At 64.3% G+C, this 21932-nt stretch carries 21 protein-coding genes; 11 read left to right on the forward strand and 10 right to left on the reverse strand.

The features are described 5' to 3' along the window. Positions 1-141: 141 nt before the first annotated feature. Both BFN03_RS12445 and BFN03_RS12450 read left to right on the forward strand, forming a co-directional pair. Positions 142-1116 (forward strand): ATP-binding cassette domain-containing protein, encoded by a 975-nt coding sequence (locus BFN03_RS12445; RefSeq protein ID WP_070379255.1) that lies wholly within the window; start codon positions 142-144, stop codon positions 1114-1116. Beyond that, the gene (locus BFN03_RS12450) at positions 1113-1943 is read left to right on the forward strand and encodes an ABC transporter permease (RefSeq protein WP_070379256.1); all 831 of its coding nucleotides are present in this window, start codon (positions 1113-1115) and stop codon (positions 1941-1943) included. Before BFN03_RS12445 ends, BFN03_RS12450 begins: the two co-directional genes overlap by 4 nt. Positions 1944-1947: 4 nt before the next feature. On the opposite strand, the gene BFN03_RS12455 is transcribed toward BFN03_RS12450, so the two are convergent. The 4 genes from BFN03_RS12455 to BFN03_RS12470 all read right to left on the reverse strand — a co-directional run bounded on the left by BFN03_RS12455 (position 1948) and on the right by BFN03_RS12470 (position 6815). Beyond that, positions 1948-5271, reverse strand: coding sequence for a BTAD domain-containing putative transcriptional regulator (locus tag BFN03_RS12455; protein WP_070379257.1), 3324 nt, complete (start codon positions 5269-5271; stop codon positions 1948-1950). 114 nt (positions 5272-5385) lie between these two features. Continuing rightward, complete coding sequence (locus BFN03_RS12460) at positions 5386-6009, reverse strand: TetR/AcrR family transcriptional regulator (protein ID WP_070379258.1); 624 nt, start codon at positions 6007-6009, stop codon at positions 5386-5388. Between the two features lie 48 nt (positions 6010-6057). Next, positions 6058-6312: a hypothetical protein gene (locus BFN03_RS12465; protein WP_070379259.1), complete on the reverse strand. Its 255-nt coding sequence runs from the start codon at positions 6310-6312 to the stop codon at positions 6058-6060. Positions 6313-6413: 101 nt separating this feature from the next. Next, positions 6414-6815, reverse strand: coding sequence for a hypothetical protein (locus tag BFN03_RS12470; protein WP_070379260.1), 402 nt, complete (start codon positions 6813-6815; stop codon positions 6414-6416). A 534-nt stretch (positions 6816-7349) separates the two neighbouring features. On the opposite strand from BFN03_RS12470, the gene BFN03_RS12480 reads away from it, so the two are divergent. The 4 genes from BFN03_RS12480 (at position 7350) to BFN03_RS12495 (ending at position 14052) form a co-directional block, all read left to right on the forward strand. Further along, the gene (locus tag BFN03_RS12480; RefSeq protein ID WP_070379262.1) at positions 7350-8657 is read left to right on the forward strand and encodes an MFS transporter; all 1308 of its coding nucleotides are present in this window, start codon (positions 7350-7352) and stop codon (positions 8655-8657) included. A gap of 162 nt (positions 8658-8819) precedes the next feature. Then, positions 8820-10037: an MFS transporter gene (locus BFN03_RS12485; protein ID WP_198163263.1), complete on the forward strand. Its 1218-nt coding sequence runs from the start codon at positions 8820-8822 to the stop codon at positions 10035-10037. Between the two features lie 180 nt (positions 10038-10217). Beyond that, positions 10218-11528 (forward strand): MFS transporter, encoded by a 1311-nt coding sequence (locus BFN03_RS12490; RefSeq protein WP_084385612.1) that lies wholly within the window; start codon positions 10218-10220, stop codon positions 11526-11528. A gap of 46 nt (positions 11529-11574) precedes the next feature. Then, positions 11575-14052, forward strand: coding sequence for a glycoside hydrolase family 3 protein (locus BFN03_RS12495; protein ID WP_198163264.1), 2478 nt, complete (start codon positions 11575-11577; stop codon positions 14050-14052). A 46-nt stretch (positions 14053-14098) separates the two neighbouring features. Here BFN03_RS12495 and BFN03_RS12500 read toward each other — a convergent pair whose 3' ends face one another. Beyond that, a complete protein-coding gene (locus BFN03_RS12500) occupies positions 14099-14491 on the reverse strand; it encodes a GntR family transcriptional regulator (protein ID WP_070379263.1) in 393 nt (130 codons plus the stop codon). After that, the gene (locus tag BFN03_RS12505) at positions 14488-15360 is read right to left on the reverse strand and encodes a hypothetical protein (RefSeq protein ID WP_070379264.1); all 873 of its coding nucleotides are present in this window, start codon (positions 15358-15360) and stop codon (positions 14488-14490) included. Before BFN03_RS12505 ends, BFN03_RS12500 begins: the two co-directional genes overlap by 4 nt. Positions 15361-15475: 115 nt before the next feature. Between BFN03_RS12505 and BFN03_RS12510 the strand changes: the two genes are divergently transcribed. Genes BFN03_RS12510 through BFN03_RS12525 form a run of 4 tightly spaced genes read left to right on the forward strand, consistent with a single transcriptional unit; the run spans position 15476 to position 18429 of the window. Then, positions 15476-15925: a hypothetical protein gene (locus BFN03_RS12510; RefSeq protein WP_070379265.1), complete on the forward strand. Its 450-nt coding sequence runs from the start codon at positions 15476-15478 to the stop codon at positions 15923-15925. Between the two features lie 3 nt (positions 15926-15928). Next, positions 15929-16324: a VOC family protein gene (locus BFN03_RS12515; protein WP_070379266.1), complete on the forward strand. Its 396-nt coding sequence runs from the start codon at positions 15929-15931 to the stop codon at positions 16322-16324. Positions 16325-16353: 29 nt separating this feature from the next. Then, entirely contained in the window at positions 16354-17499 is a 1146-nt protein-coding gene (gene menE / locus BFN03_RS12520) for an o-succinylbenzoate--CoA ligase (protein ID WP_070379267.1), read from the forward strand. A gap of 60 nt (positions 17500-17559) precedes the next feature. Next, the gene (locus BFN03_RS12525; protein ID WP_070379268.1) at positions 17560-18429 is read left to right on the forward strand and encodes a 1,4-dihydroxy-2-naphthoate polyprenyltransferase; all 870 of its coding nucleotides are present in this window, start codon (positions 17560-17562) and stop codon (positions 18427-18429) included. Positions 18430-18434: 5 nt separating this feature from the next. Here the strand turns inward: BFN03_RS12525 and BFN03_RS12530 are convergent, their stop codons facing one another. Together BFN03_RS12530 and BFN03_RS12535 are read right to left on the reverse strand one after the other, a co-directional pair. Further along, a complete protein-coding gene (locus tag BFN03_RS12530) occupies positions 18435-18815 on the reverse strand; it encodes a phage holin family protein (protein WP_070379269.1) in 381 nt (126 codons plus the stop codon). 61 nt (positions 18816-18876) lie between these two features. Continuing rightward, positions 18877-19629 (reverse strand): lysophospholipid acyltransferase family protein, encoded by a 753-nt coding sequence (locus BFN03_RS12535; RefSeq protein WP_070379270.1) that lies wholly within the window; start codon positions 19627-19629, stop codon positions 18877-18879. Between the two features lie 129 nt (positions 19630-19758). On the opposite strand from BFN03_RS12535, the gene BFN03_RS12540 reads away from it, so the two are divergent. Next, entirely contained in the window at positions 19759-20304 is a 546-nt protein-coding gene (locus BFN03_RS12540) for a GNAT family N-acetyltransferase (protein ID WP_070379271.1), read from the forward strand. On the opposite strand, the gene BFN03_RS12545 is transcribed toward BFN03_RS12540, so the two are convergent. Both BFN03_RS12545 and BFN03_RS12550 read right to left on the reverse strand, forming a co-directional pair. Continuing rightward, complete coding sequence (locus tag BFN03_RS12545) at positions 20292-21401, reverse strand: PLP-dependent cysteine synthase family protein (RefSeq protein ID WP_070379272.1); 1110 nt, start codon at positions 21399-21401, stop codon at positions 20292-20294. The genes BFN03_RS12540 and BFN03_RS12545 overlap by 13 nt on opposite strands. Continuing rightward, positions 21398-21790 carry a DUF4229 domain-containing protein gene (locus BFN03_RS12550; protein ID WP_070379273.1) on the reverse strand — a complete coding sequence of 131 codons (393 nt, stop codon included), beginning with the start codon at positions 21788-21790 and terminating at the stop codon, positions 21398-21400. The genes BFN03_RS12545 and BFN03_RS12550 overlap by 4 nt, the downstream gene beginning before the upstream one ends. Positions 21791-21932: the final 142 nt, after the last annotated feature.

Raw genomic sequence — 21932 nt, forward strand, 5'->3', positions numbered from 1 at the left:
CTGCGAGCGGTGGAGTGGCCCAAGCCCCCGCATCACCGTCACCAGCCCCGATCGAGCCGATGCACATCGGCGTATGCCCGTGCAAGCGCGATGCAAGGCCGATGTGAGTCCGATGCAAGCGGCCTGCCTCACCGTGAGGTCATGAATTTCAACACCTCACCCCCGGCGATCGAAGCGGTCGGGCTCGTCAAGGCATTCGGTCGGCAGCGCGCGGTGGATGGCGTGAGCCTCACCGTGCCGACCGGATCGGTGTACGGCGTGCTCGGCCCCAACGGCGCCGGCAAGACCACCACCGTGCGCATGCTCGCAACGTTGCAGCGTCCCGACGGCGGCCAGGCCCGCGTCTTCGGCCGCGACGTCGTCCGCGAGGCGGCTGCTGTCCGGTCCCTCGTCGGCGTCACCGGCCAGTACGCATCGGTCGACGAGGATCTCACGGCCACTGAGAATCTCGTGATTTTCTCACGTCTGCTGGGGCGCAGCCGCCCGGACGCCAGGCATAGAGCAGACGAACTGCTCGAGGAGTTCGCTCTGACCGAGGCGGCCTCCAAGCCCCTGAAGGAATTCTCCGGCGGCATGCGCCGGCGTCTCGACCTTGCGGCCAGTCTCATCGCCCGGCCCCCGCTTCTGTTCCTCGACGAGCCGACCACCGGGCTGGATCCGCGCACGCGCGCACAGATGTGGGACACCATCCGGAGACTTGTCGCGGAAGGCTCGACCGTGCTGCTTACCACGCAGTACCTCGATGAGGCTGATCAGCTGGCCGACCGGATCGCGGTCATCGACCGCGGTCGGGTGATCGCGGACGGTACCGCCGACGAATTGAAGGCTTCCGTGGGGGCATCGGCGCTGCATCTGACCCTTGCGGACCGTGACCTGATCGAGCAGGCCCGAATCGTTATCTCCACCGCGCTGGGCGTCGAGGCGACCGTCACCCCCGAATCGGGCCGCATCACCGCGCCGCTGTCCGACCCGTCGATCGCGGCAGATCTGCTTGTGCAACTACGGGATCGGTCAATCGACGTCGACGAGATCACTGTCTCCAAGCCGAGCCTCGACGAGGTCTTCCTCACCATCACCGGGCACGACACCTCAGAGTCCGAACGGAGCGCCGCATGACCACCACACTTTCCCGGCCCGCAGGTTCCGCAGGAACTCCGACCGTCGAGGCCGTCGACCGGGTCAGCATCCGGGACTCGGTCGCCCACACCTTCACGATGGCCTACCGCGGCTTCCTCAAGATCAAGCACAATCCCCAGCAACTGGCCGATGTGATAGTCCAGCCGATCGTCTTCACAGCGGTATTCGCCTACATCTTCGGCGGTGCGATCTCCGGTGACGTGCAGTCGTATCTGCCGATCATCATCCCGGGCGTCCTGGTGCATACGGTGATCACGACGTCGACCGTGACCGGCACGCAGTTGCGCGAGGACATGGACAAGGGGGTGTTCGACCGGTTCAGATCACTGCCGATCGCCCGGATCGCCCCGCTGTCGGGGGCGCTGATCGCCGATGTCGTCCGGTACCTGATCGCGACAACCATCACTTTCGCCACCGGTTTCGCCATGGGCTACCGCCCCCAGGGCGGCATCGTCAGCGTGGTGTGCGCCGCACTGTTGATCATCGTGTGCGGCTTCGCGATCAGCTGGATCTTCGCCCTCATGGGTGTGGTCATGAACAAGGCCGCCGCCGTGCAGGGCAGCTCGATGATGATCCTGTTTCCGCTGACGTTCCTGTCCAACGCATTCGTCCCGGCGGACACGATGCCGGGGTGGATGCAGGCCTTCGTCGACGTCAATCCCGTGTCGCATCTGGTCACCGCCGTCCGCGAACTCGCGAACGACGGACACTTCGGCATCTCCTCCGTGTGGGCCCTGCTCGGCGCGACCGTGATCGCCGCGATCATGGCGCCGCTGACGGTGTGGATTTACATGCGCAAGGCCTGACGGGTCACGAGCTCGACCCGGCGAGGATGTCGAGGATCTCGCGGTGCGCGGCGGCGCGGGACGTCCCCTCCACGGACGCCAGCGCCGTCGCGACGCGCCCGTCACCGAGGATCGTCCGTGCCTGCGTCAGGTGCCGGTCCACGCGCATGGAAGGACAGTCCTGCCGAGCGGCAACTGTCGTGGCAAGCGCGAGTAGCCGCAGCCCCCGGCCCGGGTCTCGACCGGTGACGATGTCGACCGCGCCGACCGCGCACGCCACGGCGCCCGTCTGCGGGAGATCGCGATACCCTCCCGGCCCGAGCCGAACCAAGGCGACGGACGGCAAACGGTCCGCCAGGTCGGCGATCGGCTCGATCCGTCCAGCGAGGACGTGTGCATCGATTGCCGCCGCAGTCACGATGACCTCGTACGGGTAGACCCCCATCGCTACCGAGAGGTCGCCGGCATGTGCAGCGGCGCGCCGGTATTCGGCAAGGCCACGGTCCACGAACCCGGCGGCGAGATCCACCTCCGCCGTGCTCATCGCGAGCGACGCCTGGTTGTGCGGATCGTCGGCATGCACGAGCCCGCCGTGCGCCGGACGAAGCCGCGCGAGTTCGGCTCGTGCCTGTGAGATCTGCCCGCCTCCGACCAGTGCAGCCACTATGAATCCTCGCACCTGCAGGCTCTCGTCGAAGAGATGCAGATTCCACAGTCCCTCAGCTGAGCGCTCATAGTAGGTGATGGCCTCGACGTAGCGCCCCGACTGAGCGCAGAGGCGGCCCAGATGTTGGCTCAGCACAGCATGATCCCAGGAGTCGGGTCCCACCGTCAGCCCGAGCGCGCGCTTCGCGTCCGACTCGGAGCCGCACAGGTCGCCGCCATTCTCCCGGAGGCTGGACCGCGCCACCAACGCGAGAATACGAGCGCCCGGATCGCCCGAACGGACGGCGGTCGCGAGCAACCGACCCAATCCCCGGCCGTTCGCCGGGGTGAGTATCAGTGCCGCCGCGACCCGTAGCTGCTCGGAGATGTCGCATCGCGTGGCAAGCAAGCGCCGCAGCCGCATTCGTGCGATCGCCATCGTGCGGACGTTTCCGTTCATCGTCCCGTTCATGGCGGCCAGCACGTAGCTGATCGCGAGGTGGTCGCCCGGAACCTCGTCGGGTGAGAGAACCGATCCGTCCAGATCCAGCACTCTCGGCGCCCAGACGGACACCTCGGAGGGGGCGCCACAACCCGCCCACGCGCCACCGAGCACCGGGAACACCGTCAAGGCGGTCCTGACCTGCCTCTCGGCCAGTGCCTGTCGCAGGACCATCCGTATGTTGTCGTGCTCGGCCCGGACAATGCGGGCCACCGAGATCTGTTTGCCGACGAAGAAATCGCGCACAGCATCCTGGGAGAGCTGCTCGGCCCACCGGGCGGTCCGTCGCCGTACCTCTTCGGCCTCAGGCAAATCCGAGTCCATGAGCAATTGTTCTTCACCGAACTCGCGAACGGTCTCGAGCATGTGATACCGCAGCCCCGACGAGTCGACCCCACCGGTCGGTTCGACGACCGACAGCATCGACTGGCTCGCCAGCCCTTCGAGTGCGTCCGCGACGTCCGCGACCCCACCCCACTGCGCGACCAAGGTAGCGGCGTCCAGGGTGAATCCGGAGGGGAACCGGCACAGGCGCCGTAGAGCCGCGCGTTCCGACTCCTCGAGCAGGTTCCAACTCCACTCGATGACGGCGCGCAGGGTCCGGTGGCGTGCGGGAGCCGTGCGGTCACCCGACCGCAGCAGCGCGAAGCGGTCCACGAGACGAGCGTTGATCTCCTCGACGCTCATCGTACGAATGCGCGCGGCGGCCAACTCGATCGCGAGCGGCAGCCCGTCGAGCGTTCGACACAGCTGGGTCACCTCCGCCGGATCGAGCCTCGCCGACGGCCGGACTGCGAGCGCGCGTGTCCGGAACAGCTCGGCCGCCGGTGACGTCTCGTCGCCAATTGCCAACGGAGGCAGAGGATACACAGCCTCGGCGGTGATCGACATCGGGGAGCGACTGGTGGCGAGCACCGTCAGTTGATCACTCGCTCCGATCAGGTCGGACACCACTTCGGCGACATCGTCGATGAGATGCTCGCAGTTGTCGAGGATCAGCAGGGTCGGCCCCGCCGACAGCGCATCACGCAGCCGCTGCGGCGCATAGTTGATGTGCGAGCGGGTCAATGTGCCTGGGGTGAGGTTGTTCTCACTGAGACCGAGAGTGCTGTTGATGGCCGCAATCAGGTCTTCGCCGCTGCGCGACGACGCCAGTTCGACGAGCACGACCGGCGTCCGCCCGGCCGCCCGCGCACCAAGCGCGTGCGCTATCCGGGTCTTGCCGGTGCCACCCGTCCCCAGCACCGTGACGACACGCGAGCGCTCGAGCAGCCTTTCGAGCGCGTCCAGATCCGCCGTCCGGCCCAGCAGTTGGTTCGGCGCGGCTCGCAGCCCGATCACGCTCGGCAGTGTTGCGGGCTCAGATCCGCGTGTTGCGTTCGCCTCGTCCCGGACAGCCCGGACGGCAGGCTCCGTGTCACCGTGGCTGCCGCGAAGGATCACCGTATTGAGGTCGACGAGCCGCGCCGACGGGTCGACTCCGAGCTGATTGGCCAGCCGCTGGCGAAGACCCGCAAACACCTCCAGCGCCTCGTTGGATCGGCCCCCACCATGTAGGCACTCCATGAGCACCGCATGCGCACCCTCGTCCAATGGCGCCGCATCCGCTGCGGCGCGGGCCTTCGGGATGGCTCGCGCGAACTCGCCCAGGGCGATCAGGGCGGCAAGTTCCGTCGCAGCGAGCATGTGGCGGTGCGCCGCGGCCTCGCGCGCCAGCTCATGCGCAAGGTCACCGTCGGGTAGGTCTGCACCTGGTTCCCCGCGCCAGAGCGAGTCGGCGTGCCGCACAGTCTCGACGGCGCCGAGATGATCGCCGTCGGCGTGCTGCTCGCCCGCCGCCCGCGCGAGGTGTCGCGCCCTCGCGAGATCGACCTGCTCGGTCTCGAGGGTGAGCCGGTAACCCGCCGGCCCGGACTCGACGGCGCCGTCCGGCAGCACCGCGCGCAGCCGTGAGATCTGGGTATGCAGGGCGTTCGCCGGTGATTTGGGCGGTGCCTCGCCCCACACGTCCTCGACCAGAGCGGCTACGCTACGCCCGCGTCCGGGCCGGAGTGCGAGCGCGACCAGCAGACTCCGGGCCCGAGTTCCGGGAAGCGGCACCAGCACACCGCCCCTTCGGGTGGCGACGTCGCCCAGCACAGCCACCTCGACGGCCAGTCGCGAGGTTGTGCGGATGTCCGGAATGCTCGTCACAGGCTGCACAGGCAGCCAGCCTATTGGACTGGCAGACCGAGAAACACTGGATTCGGTGTGGGTGTGGCCTCTGGATTCAGTGTCGGTGTGGCCCGGGCTCCCGGACATCCCCTGAGGCCCGTGTCACTCCGCCGTCTTGCTCGCCAGACCGGAGAACATGATGCTCACCGCGGTCTCGGAGACCTGTTCGAACGACGCCTGGCCAAGGTGCAGCTGAGTCGCCTTCCATCGCAAGGCGACGATGCCGTCCATCATCGCCCAGAGTGCGACAGCAACCTGCGTCGGATCGGAGGGAAGCGCCATGTCGCCCGACTGCCAGGCGTCCCGCAGCAGTTGCGCGAGCCGCGCGACCTCCTTGCGCTGCAACTCACCGAGCCGCTCGCGGGCGTCGTCGTCCACCGGGTTGGCCAGGAGTTGGAACTCGCTCGGATGCTCGGACGCGAAGGTCATGTATGCCGCCGCGATGGCCCCGGCCCGTTCCCGGGGAGTTCCCTGGGTGTCGAAGGCGTCGCCGAGGAGTTGACTGCATTCCTCCATCGCCTGCTCTCCTACGGCGAGCAACAATTGTGATCGCCGACCGACTCGGTTGTAGATAGTCTGCACGGACATGTCGACCATGTCTGCGACAGCCTCAACCTGAACCGCTTCGATTCCACCGTCGGACAGGATCTGCCGGGCAGCACCTATGATCGCCGACCGGCTTGCCTCCGACCGTTGCCGACGACGATCTCCCGAACGCGATTGCATCAGGCCATCCTACGAACTGGCATCACAACATCGCGGCGGGACTCCGTGCTAGGAGTGTCGGTCGAAGGTCGCCCCGACCGCCCCGGCCAGGGACACGCCGAGTACCAACAGCGTGGTCACCACAGGTGCCGCGCCGACATGGCCCCCGAGCGCGAATATGTCCAGGACGATCAACAAGACCGCGGCCACACACGCGACCGCAGCCAGTGCCACAGGAGCCCAGTTCTGCTTTCGGGCGATCGGGCGGTGGTGAGCCGGTGAGCTGTCTACCGCGGGTTCCAGAAACATCGTTGAATTGCTCATACATCAACTATATGGAAGCGAATCAAATTATGTAAGCGCCTCCAATTAGTTGTGAGGAGCGAGACACCAGGTGTCAAAGAGTGAGGAGGCGTTCCATCAGTTCACGCATCCAGGGATCCCTCGCCCAAACGAGGGAGGACGTCGATCCACACACGCAGTGGTGGCTCTCCGATCATGGGAACGTCGAAGAACATGAGGCGCCGCTGCGGCGACGATTCGCGCCTGTCGATTGTCGAGCACGAGATCGTCGGCTCGAAGCCGCTTGCGCACGCCACGATCACCCCGGGCTCGACCGGAGTCAAAACGCGGGTTCCCGGAACTTCGGGGTTCCAGAAGCCGGGGTTCTGCGGACCGAGCACGTCGTCGACGATTCGGAGCATGCCACGCGGAATCGACGGGGTGGCGGGCTCTGCACCGACCGGAGCCGACCCGAGGAAGACCGTCACACCGGTAAGCGCCAGAACGGCACCGATGCGCCGTCTGAAGGGAATCGGCAGGGCCATGTCGGAGCTCCTTGATCAGCGAACGTGCGAGAATGCGCCCTCACGATAGCCGCCGACTGCTGTGGCAGACCTGGGGTCTGGTTTTACGTGCACCGCAGATCTCGCCCAAGCGAAGTCTCATGTCGACACCCGGACCCGTTCGGCGGTTGTGGTCGGTGAGATCGAACGCGGGAAGCCATTGCTGGCGAGTGCCCTGATCGGGGAACGCGGGGTGCCACCATGCCGTGTTCGACTTCAACGGCCGCACCCACGGCATCGCGAGAAACATCGACAGGGCACACGCTGCATGATGCCCCACAAAATCAGTATGAGCGAAGAGCGAGAAACCGCCCGCGTCGCAGTAATCCGAAGGCGCTTGACCACGCGCACTGTCGAACGCGCGGTCGTGATTCGGACAGGATCAAAATGCCCTCTTGCTTCATCACACTAACGGATCTAGCTTGATCAAAGGCGCCGATGGTGGCGCCGGTCACGTTCAGGCGATGCTTCATACCGAATCACCGGTCTGGCCGAACTTGGCAAGAGGACCTGCCCATGGCTACCACCTCAAACAACACCGCCGGCGAGGGCGACGATCCGAACATCAAGTTGGTCGAACGCACGGACTTCGATGCACCGACCGAGATGCCCAAACCGAGGGTGATCGTTGCGTTCGGGTTCGCACAGTTCGCGCTCTTCGTCGCCCTTCTCGGTCCGCCGACAGTCAGCATCGCAATCAAATTGACTGCCGTGGTCGGGTCCGACAACGCACCACAAGCTGCAGGGTTGGTTCTCGGAGTCGGCGCGATTGCGGCACTGATCGCCGGTCCGATTTTCGGCTATCTATCCGACCGCACAACCGGACCTTGGGGACGCCGTCGGCCGTGGATGGTCGGCGGCAGCGTCGGCCTCGCGCTGTGCCTGCTCGTGATGGCGATCAGTGACAGCGTTCCAGTCCTGATTGTCAGCTGGTTCGTAGCACAGCTCGTCGCGAACGCAGCGTTGTCGGCCTACTTGGCCACCATTGCTGATCAGATCCCTGCCCACCGCCACGCAAGCATGTCCGCGTTGGTGAATGTCACCCAGCAGGCAGGGATCCTCGTGGCCGTCTACGCCGTCAGTTTCCTATCTGGGAACATGATTGCAATCTTCATGGTTCCAGCCGTCATCGGCGTCATCGGCATGGCCCTGTACTCGTTCGTACTGCCGGACAAACCACTGTTGGTAAGGCCCCCGTCCCGAGGCGCCCGCGAGTGGCTCTCGCTCATCTGGGTGAACCCGCGCGAGCACCCAGACTTCGCTTGGGCGTTCCTCTCACGCTTCCTGTTCTTCATCGGCCTGTTCCTGTTCACCTCGTTCCGGCTGTTCTGGATGCAGGACCGCATAGGCCTCGATACCGATTCCGCCGCGGCGGTCGTGGCCACCGGGGTACTCATCTACACCGTGATCCTGATGATCATGGGGCAGATTGCCGGGATGGTCTCCGATCGGATCAAACGGCGCAAGCCCCTGGTCTTCGTCTCGGTCGCGATGTCCGCGGTCGGCTTCGGGCTGCTTGCCACCGTCGACACGGTAGCCGGCTTCTACTGGGTTGAGGCGCTGCTCGGGATAGGGTACGGAATCTACTTCGGGGCCGACCTCGCCCTGGTCATCGAAGTACTCCCCGATCCCGACAATATCGCGAAGGACCTCGGGATCTTCAACATCGCCAACGCCGCTCCACAGTCGCTTGCGCCGTTGTTCGGCGCATTGTTGCTCGCCGTCGGAACGGGGGGCCAGAACTACACGCTGCTCTACATCGTCAGCGCCGTAATAGCACTGCTCGGAGCCGTCGCCATCTTGCCTGTGAAGAAGGTGAGATAAAGCCTATCCAAACCACGGGGGCGCACTGACTTGGCAACGCCGAGAGGAGTTTTGATGTCAACAGGTTCGCCAACAGGTTCTGGTGACGTCGAACGCGGAATCACAAAAAACACTCGGAATCCCCCACCAGCGGACAGTTCTGTACTCGCCCCCCCGACTGAGATGCCCCGGATTCCATATCTGGTCGCCTTCGGATTTGCGCAGTTCGCGATCTTCGTTGCGCTCCTCGGGCCCGTATTGGTGAGCCTGGGGATCAAGCTGATATCCGTGGTCGGCGAAGATGACGCGCCGCAGGCCACGGGACTGGTGCTGGGTGTCGGCGCGATTGCCGCGATGGTCGCCAACCCCGTCTTCGGCCGCATCTCAGACCGCACCACCGGGCCCTGGGGACGCCGTCGACCGTGGATGATAGTGGGAATCGTAGGGCTCGCGGTGGCCCTACTCGCCATCGCGGTCGCCAACAGTGTGTTCCTCCTTGTCATCGGGTGGTTCGTGGCGCAGGTTTTTGCGAACGCTGCCTTTTCGGCCTACCTGGCAACCATCGCCGATCAGATTCCGCCGCAACGGCACGCAAGCATCTCCGGATATGTAAACATCACGCAGAACCTGGGAATTCTCGCCTCCACCTACATAGCCAGCTTTTTCCAATCGAACATGCTGGCGTTGTTCATGGTGCCGGCCGTCATCGGCGTGGTCGGAATGAGCGTGTTTGCGATTGTGCTCCCGGACAAGCCCCTCATGGTCAGACCACCGCGGATGCGCGCTCACGAGTGGATCACGTTGTTCTGGGTGAACCCGCGAGAGCACCCCGACTTTCTCTGGGTTTTGCTTTCGCGGTTACTGCTCTTTATTGGCATGTACCTATTCGTGTCGTTCCGTCTCTTCTGGGTTCAAGATCGCGTCGGACTCGAACTGAGTGCCGCAACCAACGCCGTGGCGACTGCGGTAACCATCTACACGATCGCTTTGTTGGCCACCACCCAGATCGCCGGCTATGTCGCCGATCGACTGAATCGCCGGAAGGCGCCGGTGTTCATATCGACGCTGATCTTCGCCATCGCCACGCTCTTCCTGATCGGCACCGATACGGTCGGGGGCTTCTACATCATCGAAGCCGTCCTGGGCATCGCCTACGGGATCTACTTCTCCTCGAACTTCGCCCTCGTGCTTGCCGTATTGCCGGATCCCAACAACCCCGCGAAGGATCTCGGTGTGTTCAACATGGCGAACGCCGTCCCGCAGTCGCTCGCACCGCTGATCGGTGCCGCGCTACTCGAAATCGGGAGTGGTGGGCAGAACTACACGCTACTGCTCGGTGTCGCTGGGGTGGCCGTGTTCCTCGGAGCGCTGGCGATCATTCCTATCAAATCGGTGCGGTAAGCAACCCGCCGAACCGCCAAGGCCCACGAAGGAGGAAACCCTTGAACAGGAGCAGTTCTCAGCAAGTAGCACAGAACTCGATGACATCTCGGCACGCAGAGTTGATCGCACCGCTCGACCTTCGGTCGAGAGTCCGACTCCTCGGGGCTTGCCGGCTCGGCAACGCGAAGAGGAGTTCTGATGTCAACAAATTCTGGTGACGCCGAGCGAGGAATCGCGAAAGAAAATCCTAATCCGCCACCGACCGGCTCGGTGTACGCTCCCCCGACGGAGATGCCTTCGGTTCCAGTGCTGGCAGCCTTCGGGTTCGCACAGCTCACGCTGTTCATAGCGCTGCTCGGACCGGTGATGCTGAGTATGGGCATCAAGCTGATCTCCCTGGTCGGCGAAGATGATGCGCCGCAGGCCACAGGGTTGGTACTGGGCGTCGGAGCGATCGCCGCAATTGCCGCCAATCCCATGTTCGGATATATCTCGGACCGAACGACCGGGCCGTGGGGAAGACGACGGCCATGGATGATCATAGGAATCGTGGGGCTGGCAGTGGCTCTGCTGGCCATCGCGCTCGCCAATAGCGTCTGGGTACTCATTGTCGGCTGGTTCGTGGCACAGATTTTCGCGAACGCATCCTTTTCGGCCTACCTGGCAACCATCGCCGATCAGATCCCGTCCCGCAGGCACGCCACCATCTCCGGATACACGAACATCGCGCAGAACCTCGGAATCCTCGCCTCGACGTACGTCGCCAGCCTGCTGGAGACGAACATGCTGGCGTTGTTCATGGTGCCGGCCATCCTCGGTGTGGTCGGAATGGGCATCTACGCAATCTTGCTCCCGGACAAACCGCTCTTGGTCAAGCCACCGCCGATGGGCGCTCGCGCACTGATCCATATGTTCTGGGTGAATCCGCGCAAGCATCCGGACTTCGCGTGGGTGTTCCTCTCACGCTTGCTATTCCTGATCGGCTTGTTCATGTTCACCACGTTCCGGCTGTTCTGGATGCAGGACCGCGTCGGCCTCGACCTGAGTGCAGCTACCAGAGCCGTCGCAACCGGGGTAACCATCTACACCGCCTTCCTCCTGGGGACGACCCTGTTCGCCGGCATGATCGCCGACAAATTCAATCGTCGCAAGGCGCCGGTGTTCATCTCGACGATGATCTCCGCCGTCGGCACCCTCGCCTTGATCGGCGTCACCACCGTAACGGGCTTCTACATAGTCGAGGTAGTACTCGGCATCGCCTACGGGATTTACTACTCCACCGATTTCGCTCTCGTGCTTGCCGTGCTACCCGACCCGGACAACCCTGCAAAGGATCTCGGCGTATTCAACATCGCGAACACCGTCCCGCAGTCACTCGCACCGCTGATCGGCGCGCTGATGCTCGACATCGGCAGCGGCGGGCAGAACTACACCATGCTGCTTCTCGTCGCGACAGCAATGGTGGCCTTGGGAGCGATGGCAATCGTTCCCATCAAATCGGTGCGGTGAACACCGCATCACCTAGCAAGTGCTACCGATCGAAAAGGAGCAATCAGTGGACAGCCACAGTCCCAAACCTGTCGATACCCGTTCGGAGACACCGAATCATACAGACCTGATCGCGAAGCTCGACCTTCGATCGAAAGTCCGACTCCTCACCGGTGCAACGACATTCACCACCGCCGCGGAGGACTCGATCGGACTCGGCGAGGTGCGCTTGTCCGATGGCCCGACGGGCGTTCGAGGGCTCGACTCCAGCGGAGTGCGTCAGGTGGCGCTGTTTCCCAACGCAACGGTGCTGGCCTCGAGCTGGGACACCGGCTTGCTCTACGAGACCGGCCGAATTCTCGCGGAAGAGGCACTGGCCCAACAGATACACGTGGTCCTCGGCCCGACGATCAACCTCCACCGCTCCCCTCTAGGAGGTCGTATCTTCGAGGCGTACTCCGAGGACCCACTGTTGACCGGCAACCTCGCGACCGCATATGTGCGAGGAATGCAGGACACGGGTGTCGGCGCCTGCCTCAAGCACCTGATCGCCAACGAGTCCGAGACTCAACGACACACCATGAACAGTGTCGTCGACGAGGCCACCCTCCGCGAGTTGTACCTTCTGCCGTTCGAGATCGCGGTCGCGGAATCCGACCCTTGGTCGATCATGGCTGCCTACAACAACATCAACGGGGTTGCTGCCACAGAGCAGGTGCACGTCAACACCGAAATCACAAAGGGGGAATGGAACTACAGCGGTTTGATCATGTCCGACTGGTTTGCCACCAAGACTGCGGCGCCCGCCGCCAACGGGGGGCTGGATCTGGTCATGCCCGGCCCCGAAGGTCCTTGGGGCGAGGCTCTGGTCGCCGCCGTGGAGGCGGGCGAGGTTCCGATGTCGGTGATCGACGATCACCTCAATCGTCTCTTGGTGCTGTCCGCGCGAGTCGGTGCGCTCGGCGTGCACCGGCAATACCCCACGGATCTACCCACACCGGCTTCAAACGTACGAAAGGAGCAACTGACTCGACTCGCCGCCACCGGCATGACCGTCTTGACCAACCGCGACGGCACCCTCCCGCTGCGGAAAGCCCAGTCGGTGGCCCTGATTGGCAGGCACGCCATCGATACGGTGTGCATGGGAGGCGGGTCCTCAGAGGTCCACCCGCCCCACCAGGTCAGTATCGCCGAGGGCATGGCCGCGCTAGCTGGCACATCGGTCACCGTCGTGGACGGCGTTGGCGTCCGTGCCCGGCCCGCTCCCACGCGGCGGGGCGTCCTACTCGAGCCGCGCACCCGTGAACCCGGAATCCATTTCGTGTTGCGTTCCGCGGACGGTTCGGTCATTGAGGAACGGAGTTCTGCCTCGGCAATCACGACCGTCGGCTGGGACGACGATCTCGAGGAGGAAGTCGCGGCGATCGAGTTCCGTGCCGTGATCACGCTGGACGGACCAGTCGATGTGGGCGGAATCGGTGTCGGCGACTGGGTCGTCCGAGTCGCTGACCATGCATTCGAATGCACCGCGGGTGAGCCGGTGGCGGATACCGAGACCAGTCGCCCGGGTCCGTCGATGGACGAGATTCTCGGCGGAGCATTGCAGCTGCCACCGTTCTGGCGCAACACCGCGGTGGTCAGTTCCGGCACCGAGATCAGCGGTGTCATCCGGCGACCCATGAGTCCGGGAAGATTTGCCGTGACAGTGGCCCCCGCACAGCGCAGCAGCGACGACGCCATTGCCGAAGCGACGGAGGCCGCCGCTGCTGCCGATGTCGCGGTGGTCGTGGTCGGCAACACCGACGAACAAGAAACCGAAGCCTTCGACAAGTCGACGCTGTATATGGAGGGCGATCAGGACGCGATGGTCGAGGCCGTCGCGTCAGCGGCCAGGAGGACCGTGGTGGTGGTCAACGCCGCGACACCCGTGATCATGCCCTGGCGTGACAAGGTGGACGCCATTCTGTGGGCCGGGCTGCCGGGCCAGGAAGCCGGTCACGCAGTCGCGGCCGCCCTGTACGGCTCCATCGAGCCGTCGGGTCGACTGGTCACCACGTTCCCCGTCGGGGACGGACAGAGCCCTGCCTGGTCGGTGACGCCGACCGACGGCGACCTGAACTACACGGAGGGTCCCTTCATCGGATATCGAGGGCATCATGCCGGTCGTGCCCCGGAGCCGAGTTTCTGGTTCGGTCATGGCCTGGGCTACTCGTCATGGGAGTACCGGGATGCACGCTTGACCGGGCAATCGAGCGTACGCGTGAACGTATCCAACGTAGGAGACCGGGAGAGCCGAGAGGTGGTCCAGTTGTACTTCGACCCAGTCGAACCGGACCAGCCGGTGCGTCTGGTCGGCTGGCAGGGCGTGACCATCCCGGCCGGATCCGCTGCCGATGTGGAAGTGTCGGCCGACTCGCGCATGCTCCGGCGATGGGACACGTCCTCGTCGTCGTGGACACCACTGTCGGGCCGTGGACAGTTCATTCTCGCTCGCGGTCTCGGCGATGTCCGCGCCACCCTCGACGCCGTGCGGGCACAGACCTGAATCTTTCGCAGCCAAGCAATCTCTCGCGGCCAAGCGAGTGCCTCAGCTACGGTCGACCGTTCTCCGCTTGTACAGCCGAAAGCGCCGACAGCGCGTCGTCGGCGTCGAACCCGGCGGCCACTACTGCGGTGAGGTAGTCCCTGGCCAGCCGCTCGAGCAGATCGGGTGAAGGTCTGGAAGCAGACTGCGGTCGCGTACTCGCGACGCGGGTCACTTTGCCACGTCGCGACTCCACCCACCCTTCCTGCTCGAGGTCTCGATACGCGCGTGCGACAGTGCCCACCGCAACGTCGAGGTCTTTCGCAAGTTGCCGCAACGACGGAAGTTTGTCCCCGGGTGAGAGCTGTCCGGACATGATGAGAGCGGCAATCTGCCTACGTATCTGCTCGTACGGAGGAAGGAGATCGTCAGACCGTACGACAACTCGCGGGGCACTCATAGCAAAACGGGCTTCTGTGGCGCAACGAAGCGGACAATCGCCCACAGTCCGAGTACACCGCCATAGATTGCCATTCCCACCGCGAGGATTCCGGCCGCCTTCCAACCCCAGCTCGGGTCACCGACACTTGCAACCGCACCGGCTGCTTTGTGTAGAGACAACCCCGCAACGAAGATTCCGATCGCGCAAGTCGCTGCAGCACAGGCAACTCCGCGAGTTGCGATGCGGCTTCGAAGCGCCATGTCGTAGACCCCGGTATCGACCGCCCCCCATCGCTGGGCGCCCTTCATGCATGCCAGGGCGAGGGCCAAGACCAAGGCGATCGTAAGGATCAGAGGAATCGAGTAGAAGGCACCGGGGTAGGGCGAGAACGTACGGCCGGTATCCCCGTGTGATATCGAGAAGACGCGCATCTCGTTGCTGATGGAGTCTGCCGATGCCGTGAGCGTCGTCGCGATCAGCCCTCCTACCGCAAGTACGAGTCCAACCAGCGACGCGACGGCGAAGCGTGGTGGCACAACAGATCTCAGCGATCGAGATACCAGGCTCGCCTCCCGTTCGCGCGAGTCTCGGTCGATCTGATCGATACTGACGGCGCTGAGGGCAAGCCCGATGGCCAGACACGTGATCACACCAGGCACCAGCATCACGACCCCACGCCCGAAGTCGTCCCACGACAGCAGGTAATACCCGACCGGGATCGAAAGGATGATGCCCGCCACGAGCAGCAACGCACTGCGCCGACGCGCGCTTCTTGCCGAGGTCGGCATGTCCGAGCGCCGTGCGGCGACTGCGTCGGAAAAACCCGCCTGAATCAGCACGAGCGCCGCAACAAGCGGAAACAGGGCGAACAGCGGAGACAAGATCATGAATTCCCCCAAGGACTACTGTGTTAGATAGTTGATACAGTAGTACTTTGAGAGTGCATTCGTCATCTCGGCAAGTGATCGGCACAGGGTTTCCGATTCGGGCAGACTGACCCACATGAGCACCGACCGCGAGGTCCCCGCCCCACAGCATCGTCGACCGCCAGGAGTGAGCGACGATTCCGTCGCTGCGCTCGGCAAGTTGTCGGAAGCCCTCGAAACCGTCGAGAGGGCGCGCGGACACCTCTACTCGTTCCACCAGCTGATCGGTCGCGCCGACCGGCAACTCGGTGAGGCCGCAGACGCTTTGCAGGAGGCTGGTCACACAGAGGCAGCAGACCGCCTTCGAGCCGACCTGGTAGGCCGCAATGTCCTGCCTGGCAGGTGGACCTTTCAGGTCGTCGAAGAATTCGATGACCAATACTGGACGCCTCTGCGCGAATACGAGCGTGCGGTGCGCCAAGAACTGGCGCGGGGACGCCGGCACCTGTTCGAGGCGAAGATGAAGGAAGAGCGACGCACACACGGCCGGGCGGGACACGAGGCTCGCCCGAGTGAGGGAGAGTGACGGGTGGAGATCCTCAGCAGCAGGACGATTCTGCGGCCCCGGGACTACGCGACGACGTTGGGTTTCTACCGCGACGTCCTCGGTCTCGCCACTGCCCGCGAGTACCCCGGCGGGACGGTCTTCTTCGCGGGCCAGGGTCTGATCGAAATTGCCGGGCACGGCGGCACCGGTATGTCGTCGTCGTTCGACGGCGCGTTGTGGCTGCAAGTTCGCGATCTCACAGTCGCCCAGACGGAACTGGTTCTGGCCGGTGTCAAGATCGATCGCGATGCACGGCAGGAGCCGTGGGGCCTGTACGAGATGTGGATCAGGGACCCGGACGGAATCCCGATCGTGTTGGTGGAGATTCCCGAAGACCACCCCCTTCGCCGCGACTCCCGGCCCAAGAGTGATGGCTGATCGAAGGCGACCCGGATCATATTCTGACGATGACGAATTTGCTCACCACGCTCGCTGTGCCCTCAGGGCCCGACGCAGTCGGTCTCCTGCCGCATTTGTCCGCGATTCTCGATGGCACCGAACCGGCTGCCCTACCTGTGCCCGCCGCCGACGAACGTGAGACCCGGCGGCTCACCGAGGCGCTACGTCCCGGTGATCCGATCGACGAAGGCGTCTCGCTCGTCGTGTCGACTTCCGGCACGACGGGTGTGCCGAAGGGGGCCATGCTCACCGCGGCCGCACTCCGCGCCAGCGGTGAGGCCACACACGCACGGCTGGGCGGGCCCGGATCCTGGCTTCTGGCCCTACCCGCCCACCACATCGCCGGAATGCAAGTGCTGCTGCGCAGTGTGCTCGCCGGCACCGAACCCGTCGTCGTGGATGTCGCAGGCGGATTCGACCCCGAACTCCTCCCGGCGGCAGTCGCTGCGATGCCTGGTTCGCGCCGGTACACCTCCCTGGTTCCGACCCAGCTGGTCAAAGCTCTCGACCATCCCCGAGCAGTCGACGCGCTGGCATCTCTGGACGCGGTCCTGCTCGGTGGGGCCGCTGCTCCGGTGACGGTGCTACAGCGTGCCGCGGATGCAGGCGTCTCCGTCGTTCGCACGTATGGGATGAGCGAGACGTGCGGCGGGTGCGTGTACGACGGTGTACCCCTCGACGGCGTTCGCGTCCGAATCGATGATGACCGCGTTCTCCTCGGCGGCCCTCAGCTCGCGTCCGGCTACCGCGGCCTCCCCGACCACTCCGCATTCGCGGAACCAGGATGGTTCCGCACCGACGACGCCGGGACGCTCACCGACGGTATTCTCTCGATCACCGGCAGACTGGACGAGGCCATCTCCACCGGCGGTCTCACCGTGGTCCCGCAAGTCGTCGAGGCCGCTCTCGCCGCACACCCCGCGGTTCGCGAATGCACCGTGATCGGTCTGCCCGACGAGCGATTGGGCCGGCGTATCGCCGCGATCGTCATCGCCGAGCCGGGCATCGCACCAACCCTGGACGATCTCCGGTCTTTCGTCGAGCGCACCCTCGATCCCACCGCCGCACCCCGCGAGCTCCACCTTGTCGATTCCTTTCCACTCCGCGGTCCGGGCAAGGTGAACCGGCGCGCTCTCGAGGCCAAGTTCGGCTGAGACGAACCAGAAGTGCGGCGTGGGTGAACGTCGTTTCCCGCTTGGTGCAAGGATCGATACATGGCAACGGCTGCTCAATGGATCGAAGGCGCACGTCCGCGCACCCTCCCGAACGCAATCGCCCCTGTACTCGTGGGCACCGGGGCGGCAGCCTCGCTGGGGGGCGCGGTGTGGTGGAAAGCAGTACTGGCGTTGACGGTTTCCCTCGCGTTGATCGTGGGTGTGAACTTCGCCAACGACTACTCGGATGGAATCCGCGGCACCGACGATGATCGAGTCGGGCCACTGCGCCTCGTCGGGTCGAGACTGGTCGAACCTTCGACCGTGAAGCTCGCGGCTGTGGGGTGCTTCTCCGTCGCCGCGGTGGCAGGTCTGGTACTCGCCATCACGACGGCCTGGTGGCTGGTTCTGATCGGCGCCCTGTGCATCGCGGGCGCGTGGTACTACACCGGCGGATCGAAGCCATACGGATACAGCGGCTTCGGCGAAGTCGCCGTTTTCGTGTTCTTCGGCCTCGTCGCAGTGCTTGGCACCCAGTACGTGCAGGCTGAGACAGTCGACTGGGTCGGCCTCGTCTCCGCAATCGGGGTCGGGTCGTTCTCCAGCGCTGTACTCGTGGCCAACAATCTGCGCGACATTCCCACCGACACCGAGTCGGGCAAGCGCACACTCGCGGTCCGTCTCGGCGACTCCCGCACGCGCATACTCCATCTCGCCGCCTTGGCGGTTCCCTTCGTCGCGACGCTGATTCTCACGTTGCACACACCGTGGGCGCTGACCGGACTACTCGCTCTGCCCCTCGCGGTGCGGGCCAACTCCCCAGTGCGCTCGGGTGAAACCGGCCTCGCACTGATCCCCGCGCTTCGAGATTCGGGGCTCGCGATGCTGATCTGGGGTGCCGCAACCGCCGCAGCCTTGTCGGTCGCCTGAACCGATCACCTGCGATCGGGAACGGCGACTCCGAGCACGAAGTTGACGACCGAGATGATCAGACTTCCCCATAGGGCGGTCCAGAACCCGTCGACGGTCAGCCCGTAGTCGGTCTGCGAGCTCAGCCAGGCGGTGAGCATCAGCATCAGCGCATTGATCACCAGGGTGAACAGTCCGAGCGTCAGGATCAGCAACGGCAACGACAACAGCTTCACCAGTGGTCTGACGAAGATGTTGACAACCGTGAAGATCAGTGCGATCCCGAGCAGGACCGCGAAGTCCCACCCGGTCCCCCTGCCCGAACTGGCAATGTCGATGCCGGCTAACAGTTCCGCGGCAAGCCAGATTGCGAAAGCGTTGATGACAAGACGCACCAAGAAGGTCATGGGTGCATGCTGGCATACCGGCCGAACGGCGCCGGAACCGGATCGACAGGTACCGGATCGATCAGTACAGGGCAACCGCTCGGTCGACTACGTTCTGCAGATCCTCCTGCACAGCGTGAGCGATATCGATCGGCTTCGTAGGCAGGTCGGAAACGGGCTGCCCGACGTACACGCTCGCCGATTTCACGTTCTCGGTGTCAGGACCGTGGGCGTCGGGCCCGTAACTGATTCCGATCGACAGCAGCACGGGGGAGACTCCGCGCTCGCCGGCGCGCTTCACGATGTGCCCGATGCCGCTGTTGATCGACTGCAGCGTGGTCTGATCCTCCTCGTTGCAGGTTCCCTCGGGAAAGATCGCCAGGCAGTCGCCGCGACTGAGTCGATCGGCTGAGATGTCCATCATCAGTCGGCCCGCATCAGCCACCGCTCGGAGACCGTGATTCTTGCTGCGGAACACCGGGATACTGCCCATCATGTCGAGCTTCTTGCGCAGATCCGGGTCGACGAACAGTTCGTCCTTTGCAAGCACTCGGGTGCGTCCGATCACCCGGCGCAGTGGTGACTTCCAGGCGGTGGCCGCGAGCGTGTACTGGTCACTGTGGGATATGTGATTGGCGGCGATGATCAACACTGTGCCCAAATTCAGCAATTCAACCAACCGCGCCTCGGCCCCGTCCGCATACCGGACCCGGGGCCTGTACTTCGCGTACAAAGCCGCGTAGGCCAACTTCGCCAGCACACGATTCTGCTGATGGTCGCGGTAGAACTCGTATACGTCGCCGTAGTTCTCGAGAGAAACCTCGGGCCTGCCCATTTGCCTCGTCCCCGCTCGGTCGTCCTGGCGCCAGACTACCAACCTACGGTTGCGTATCCTCAAGGCGTTGAGCGAACGGAAAGTGCAAACAAGCTGTGCGAACCGCGCGACTTCAGGTACAAAAGACCTGTGATCCGCTCGGCTGTTTCTACAGACTTGACCACTATTCAAGACATCGAAATCGCTGCGGGCGCGGTGTTTCGTGACATCGGAATGGACGCCGTCGCCGACGATCCCCCATTCACCCTCGAAGAGCTGACCGAATACCTTCGCACCGAATGCGTCTGGGTGGCAGTCGATGCTCACGACACCCCGGTCGCCTACGCCCTCGTCGCCCTCGTCGACGGCGCCGCGCACATCGAGCAAGTCTCCGTGCATCCCGGCCACGCACGCAGGCGTCTCGGTGCGCTCCTCCTCGACGAGATCTCCGCATGGGCAGCCGAGCGCGGACTCAGCGCTCTGACGCTCACGACGTTCGCGGACGTGCCTTGGAACGCCCCCTACTACGAACGGCTGGGATTTCGCCCAATCCAGGAAAGGGACTTGACTCCCGGCCTTTTCCGGATCCGTGAGGCCGAGGCGCGGCACGGCCTCACGGCGTGGCCACGAGTCACGATGACCCGACCGGTCACCGGTCCACTGGGAGCGGTCGAACCGGCGCGTCAGCCCGGCTGACCTTCCCACATCCCCGTTGCCGCGAATGCGTCGAGCACCGCGGTCGGGCGCTCGAGATCGAGGCCCTCGCCTGCCACCCAATCATCGTCGAAATAGGTGTCTGCGTAGCGTTCTCCGCCATCGCACAGGATCGTCGCGACGCTGCCGGTGCGGCCGGCAGCGCGCATCTGAGCAACGATGGTGAATGCGCCCCATAGATTCGTGCCGGTAGAACCCCCTACCCGGCGCCCGAGCGCGGAACTGGCGTGCCGCGCCGTGGCGATGGATGCGGCGTCGGGAACCCGCATCATTCTGTCGATGACCTGTCCGACGAACGACGGCTCCACCCGGGGTCGCCCGATGCCCTCGATGCGCGAGGGCATGCCTGTCGCGTACTCGCACGAGTTGGCCGCGTAGCCTCCGAAGAACGCCGAGTTCTCCGGATCCACCACGAGCAGCCGTGTCGCGTGTCTGCGATACCGGATGTACCGACCGAGCGTTGCACTCGTACCACCGGTGCCGGCACCCATCACGATCCACTCGGGCACAGGATGCTCTTCACGACTCATCTGCTCGTAGATCGATTCGGCGATGTTGTTGTTGCCGCGCCAGTCCGTTGCCCGTTCCGCATGCGTGAACTGATCCATGAAATGACCGTTCGTCTCTGCCGCGAGCCGGCGCGCCTCACCGTAGATCTCCGAAGGCTGATCGATGAAGTGACACCGTCCGCCCTGAGCCTCGATGAGGGCGATCTTCGCGCCGCTGGTGCTGCGCGGCATGACCGCGACAAAGTCGAGACCCAGCATTTTCGCGAAGTACGCCTCGCTGACCGCGGTCGACCCCGACGACGCCTCGATGACAGTGGTCCCCTCGGTTATCCACCCGTTGCAGATCGCATACAGGAAGAGCGACCGTGCCAGCCGATGCTTCAGGCTGCCGGTGATATGGGTCGACTCATCCTTCAGGTAGAGCTGCACGCCCCATTCCGCCGGTAGCGGGTAGCGCAGAAGGTGGGTGTCAGCGCTGCGTTGCGCGTCGGCCTCGATGAGACGGACAGCGTTGTCCACCCACCCACGAGGAAGACTACGGTCTATGACCGCCTCGTCGCGGTTGGTCACCGAGAGGTGTCCTCGCCGCGGAGTCTGGCACGAAGGTCTGCCTGATCAGCGCGTCGTTGGGCGTCGAACGCCGCGATGCCTTCATTGACCCGGCGACGAAGCGTCGAGAACATCACCAGCGACAACGGGAGTGCGATCAGGACCGCGAATACCGCTGTCACCAGCAACGGGATCGCTACACCGGCGAGTTCGGCGCCGCCGAAGATGACTGCACCGATCACGAGAACGAGGAGGAGCCTGGCGATCGAATACATCGCGACATCGCGGCCCAACTGCCCCTTCGTCACCCGCCCGCCGTCTGTCCTCGTGCCGCCCTTCTTCGCGGCGCCCGCCTTCGCCGACGCGGAGGACTCTACCTGGTCTTCTGGCTTCTCGGATGGATCACTCACGCACCTAAGGGTACCCATCGGTGCGAGCGATTGAGACGCCTGACTTGTCCACTATGTCTATTGCCTCCCCTTTACCAAAATTAGATGGTTCGAACAACCGGGGGGTGCGATGCCACCATGGCGTCTGGGCGGTTGCTGGATG

The organism is Rhodococcus sp. WMMA185, assembly GCF_001767395.1.
GTDB lineage: Bacteria > Actinomycetota > Actinomycetes > Mycobacteriales > Mycobacteriaceae > Rhodococcus_F.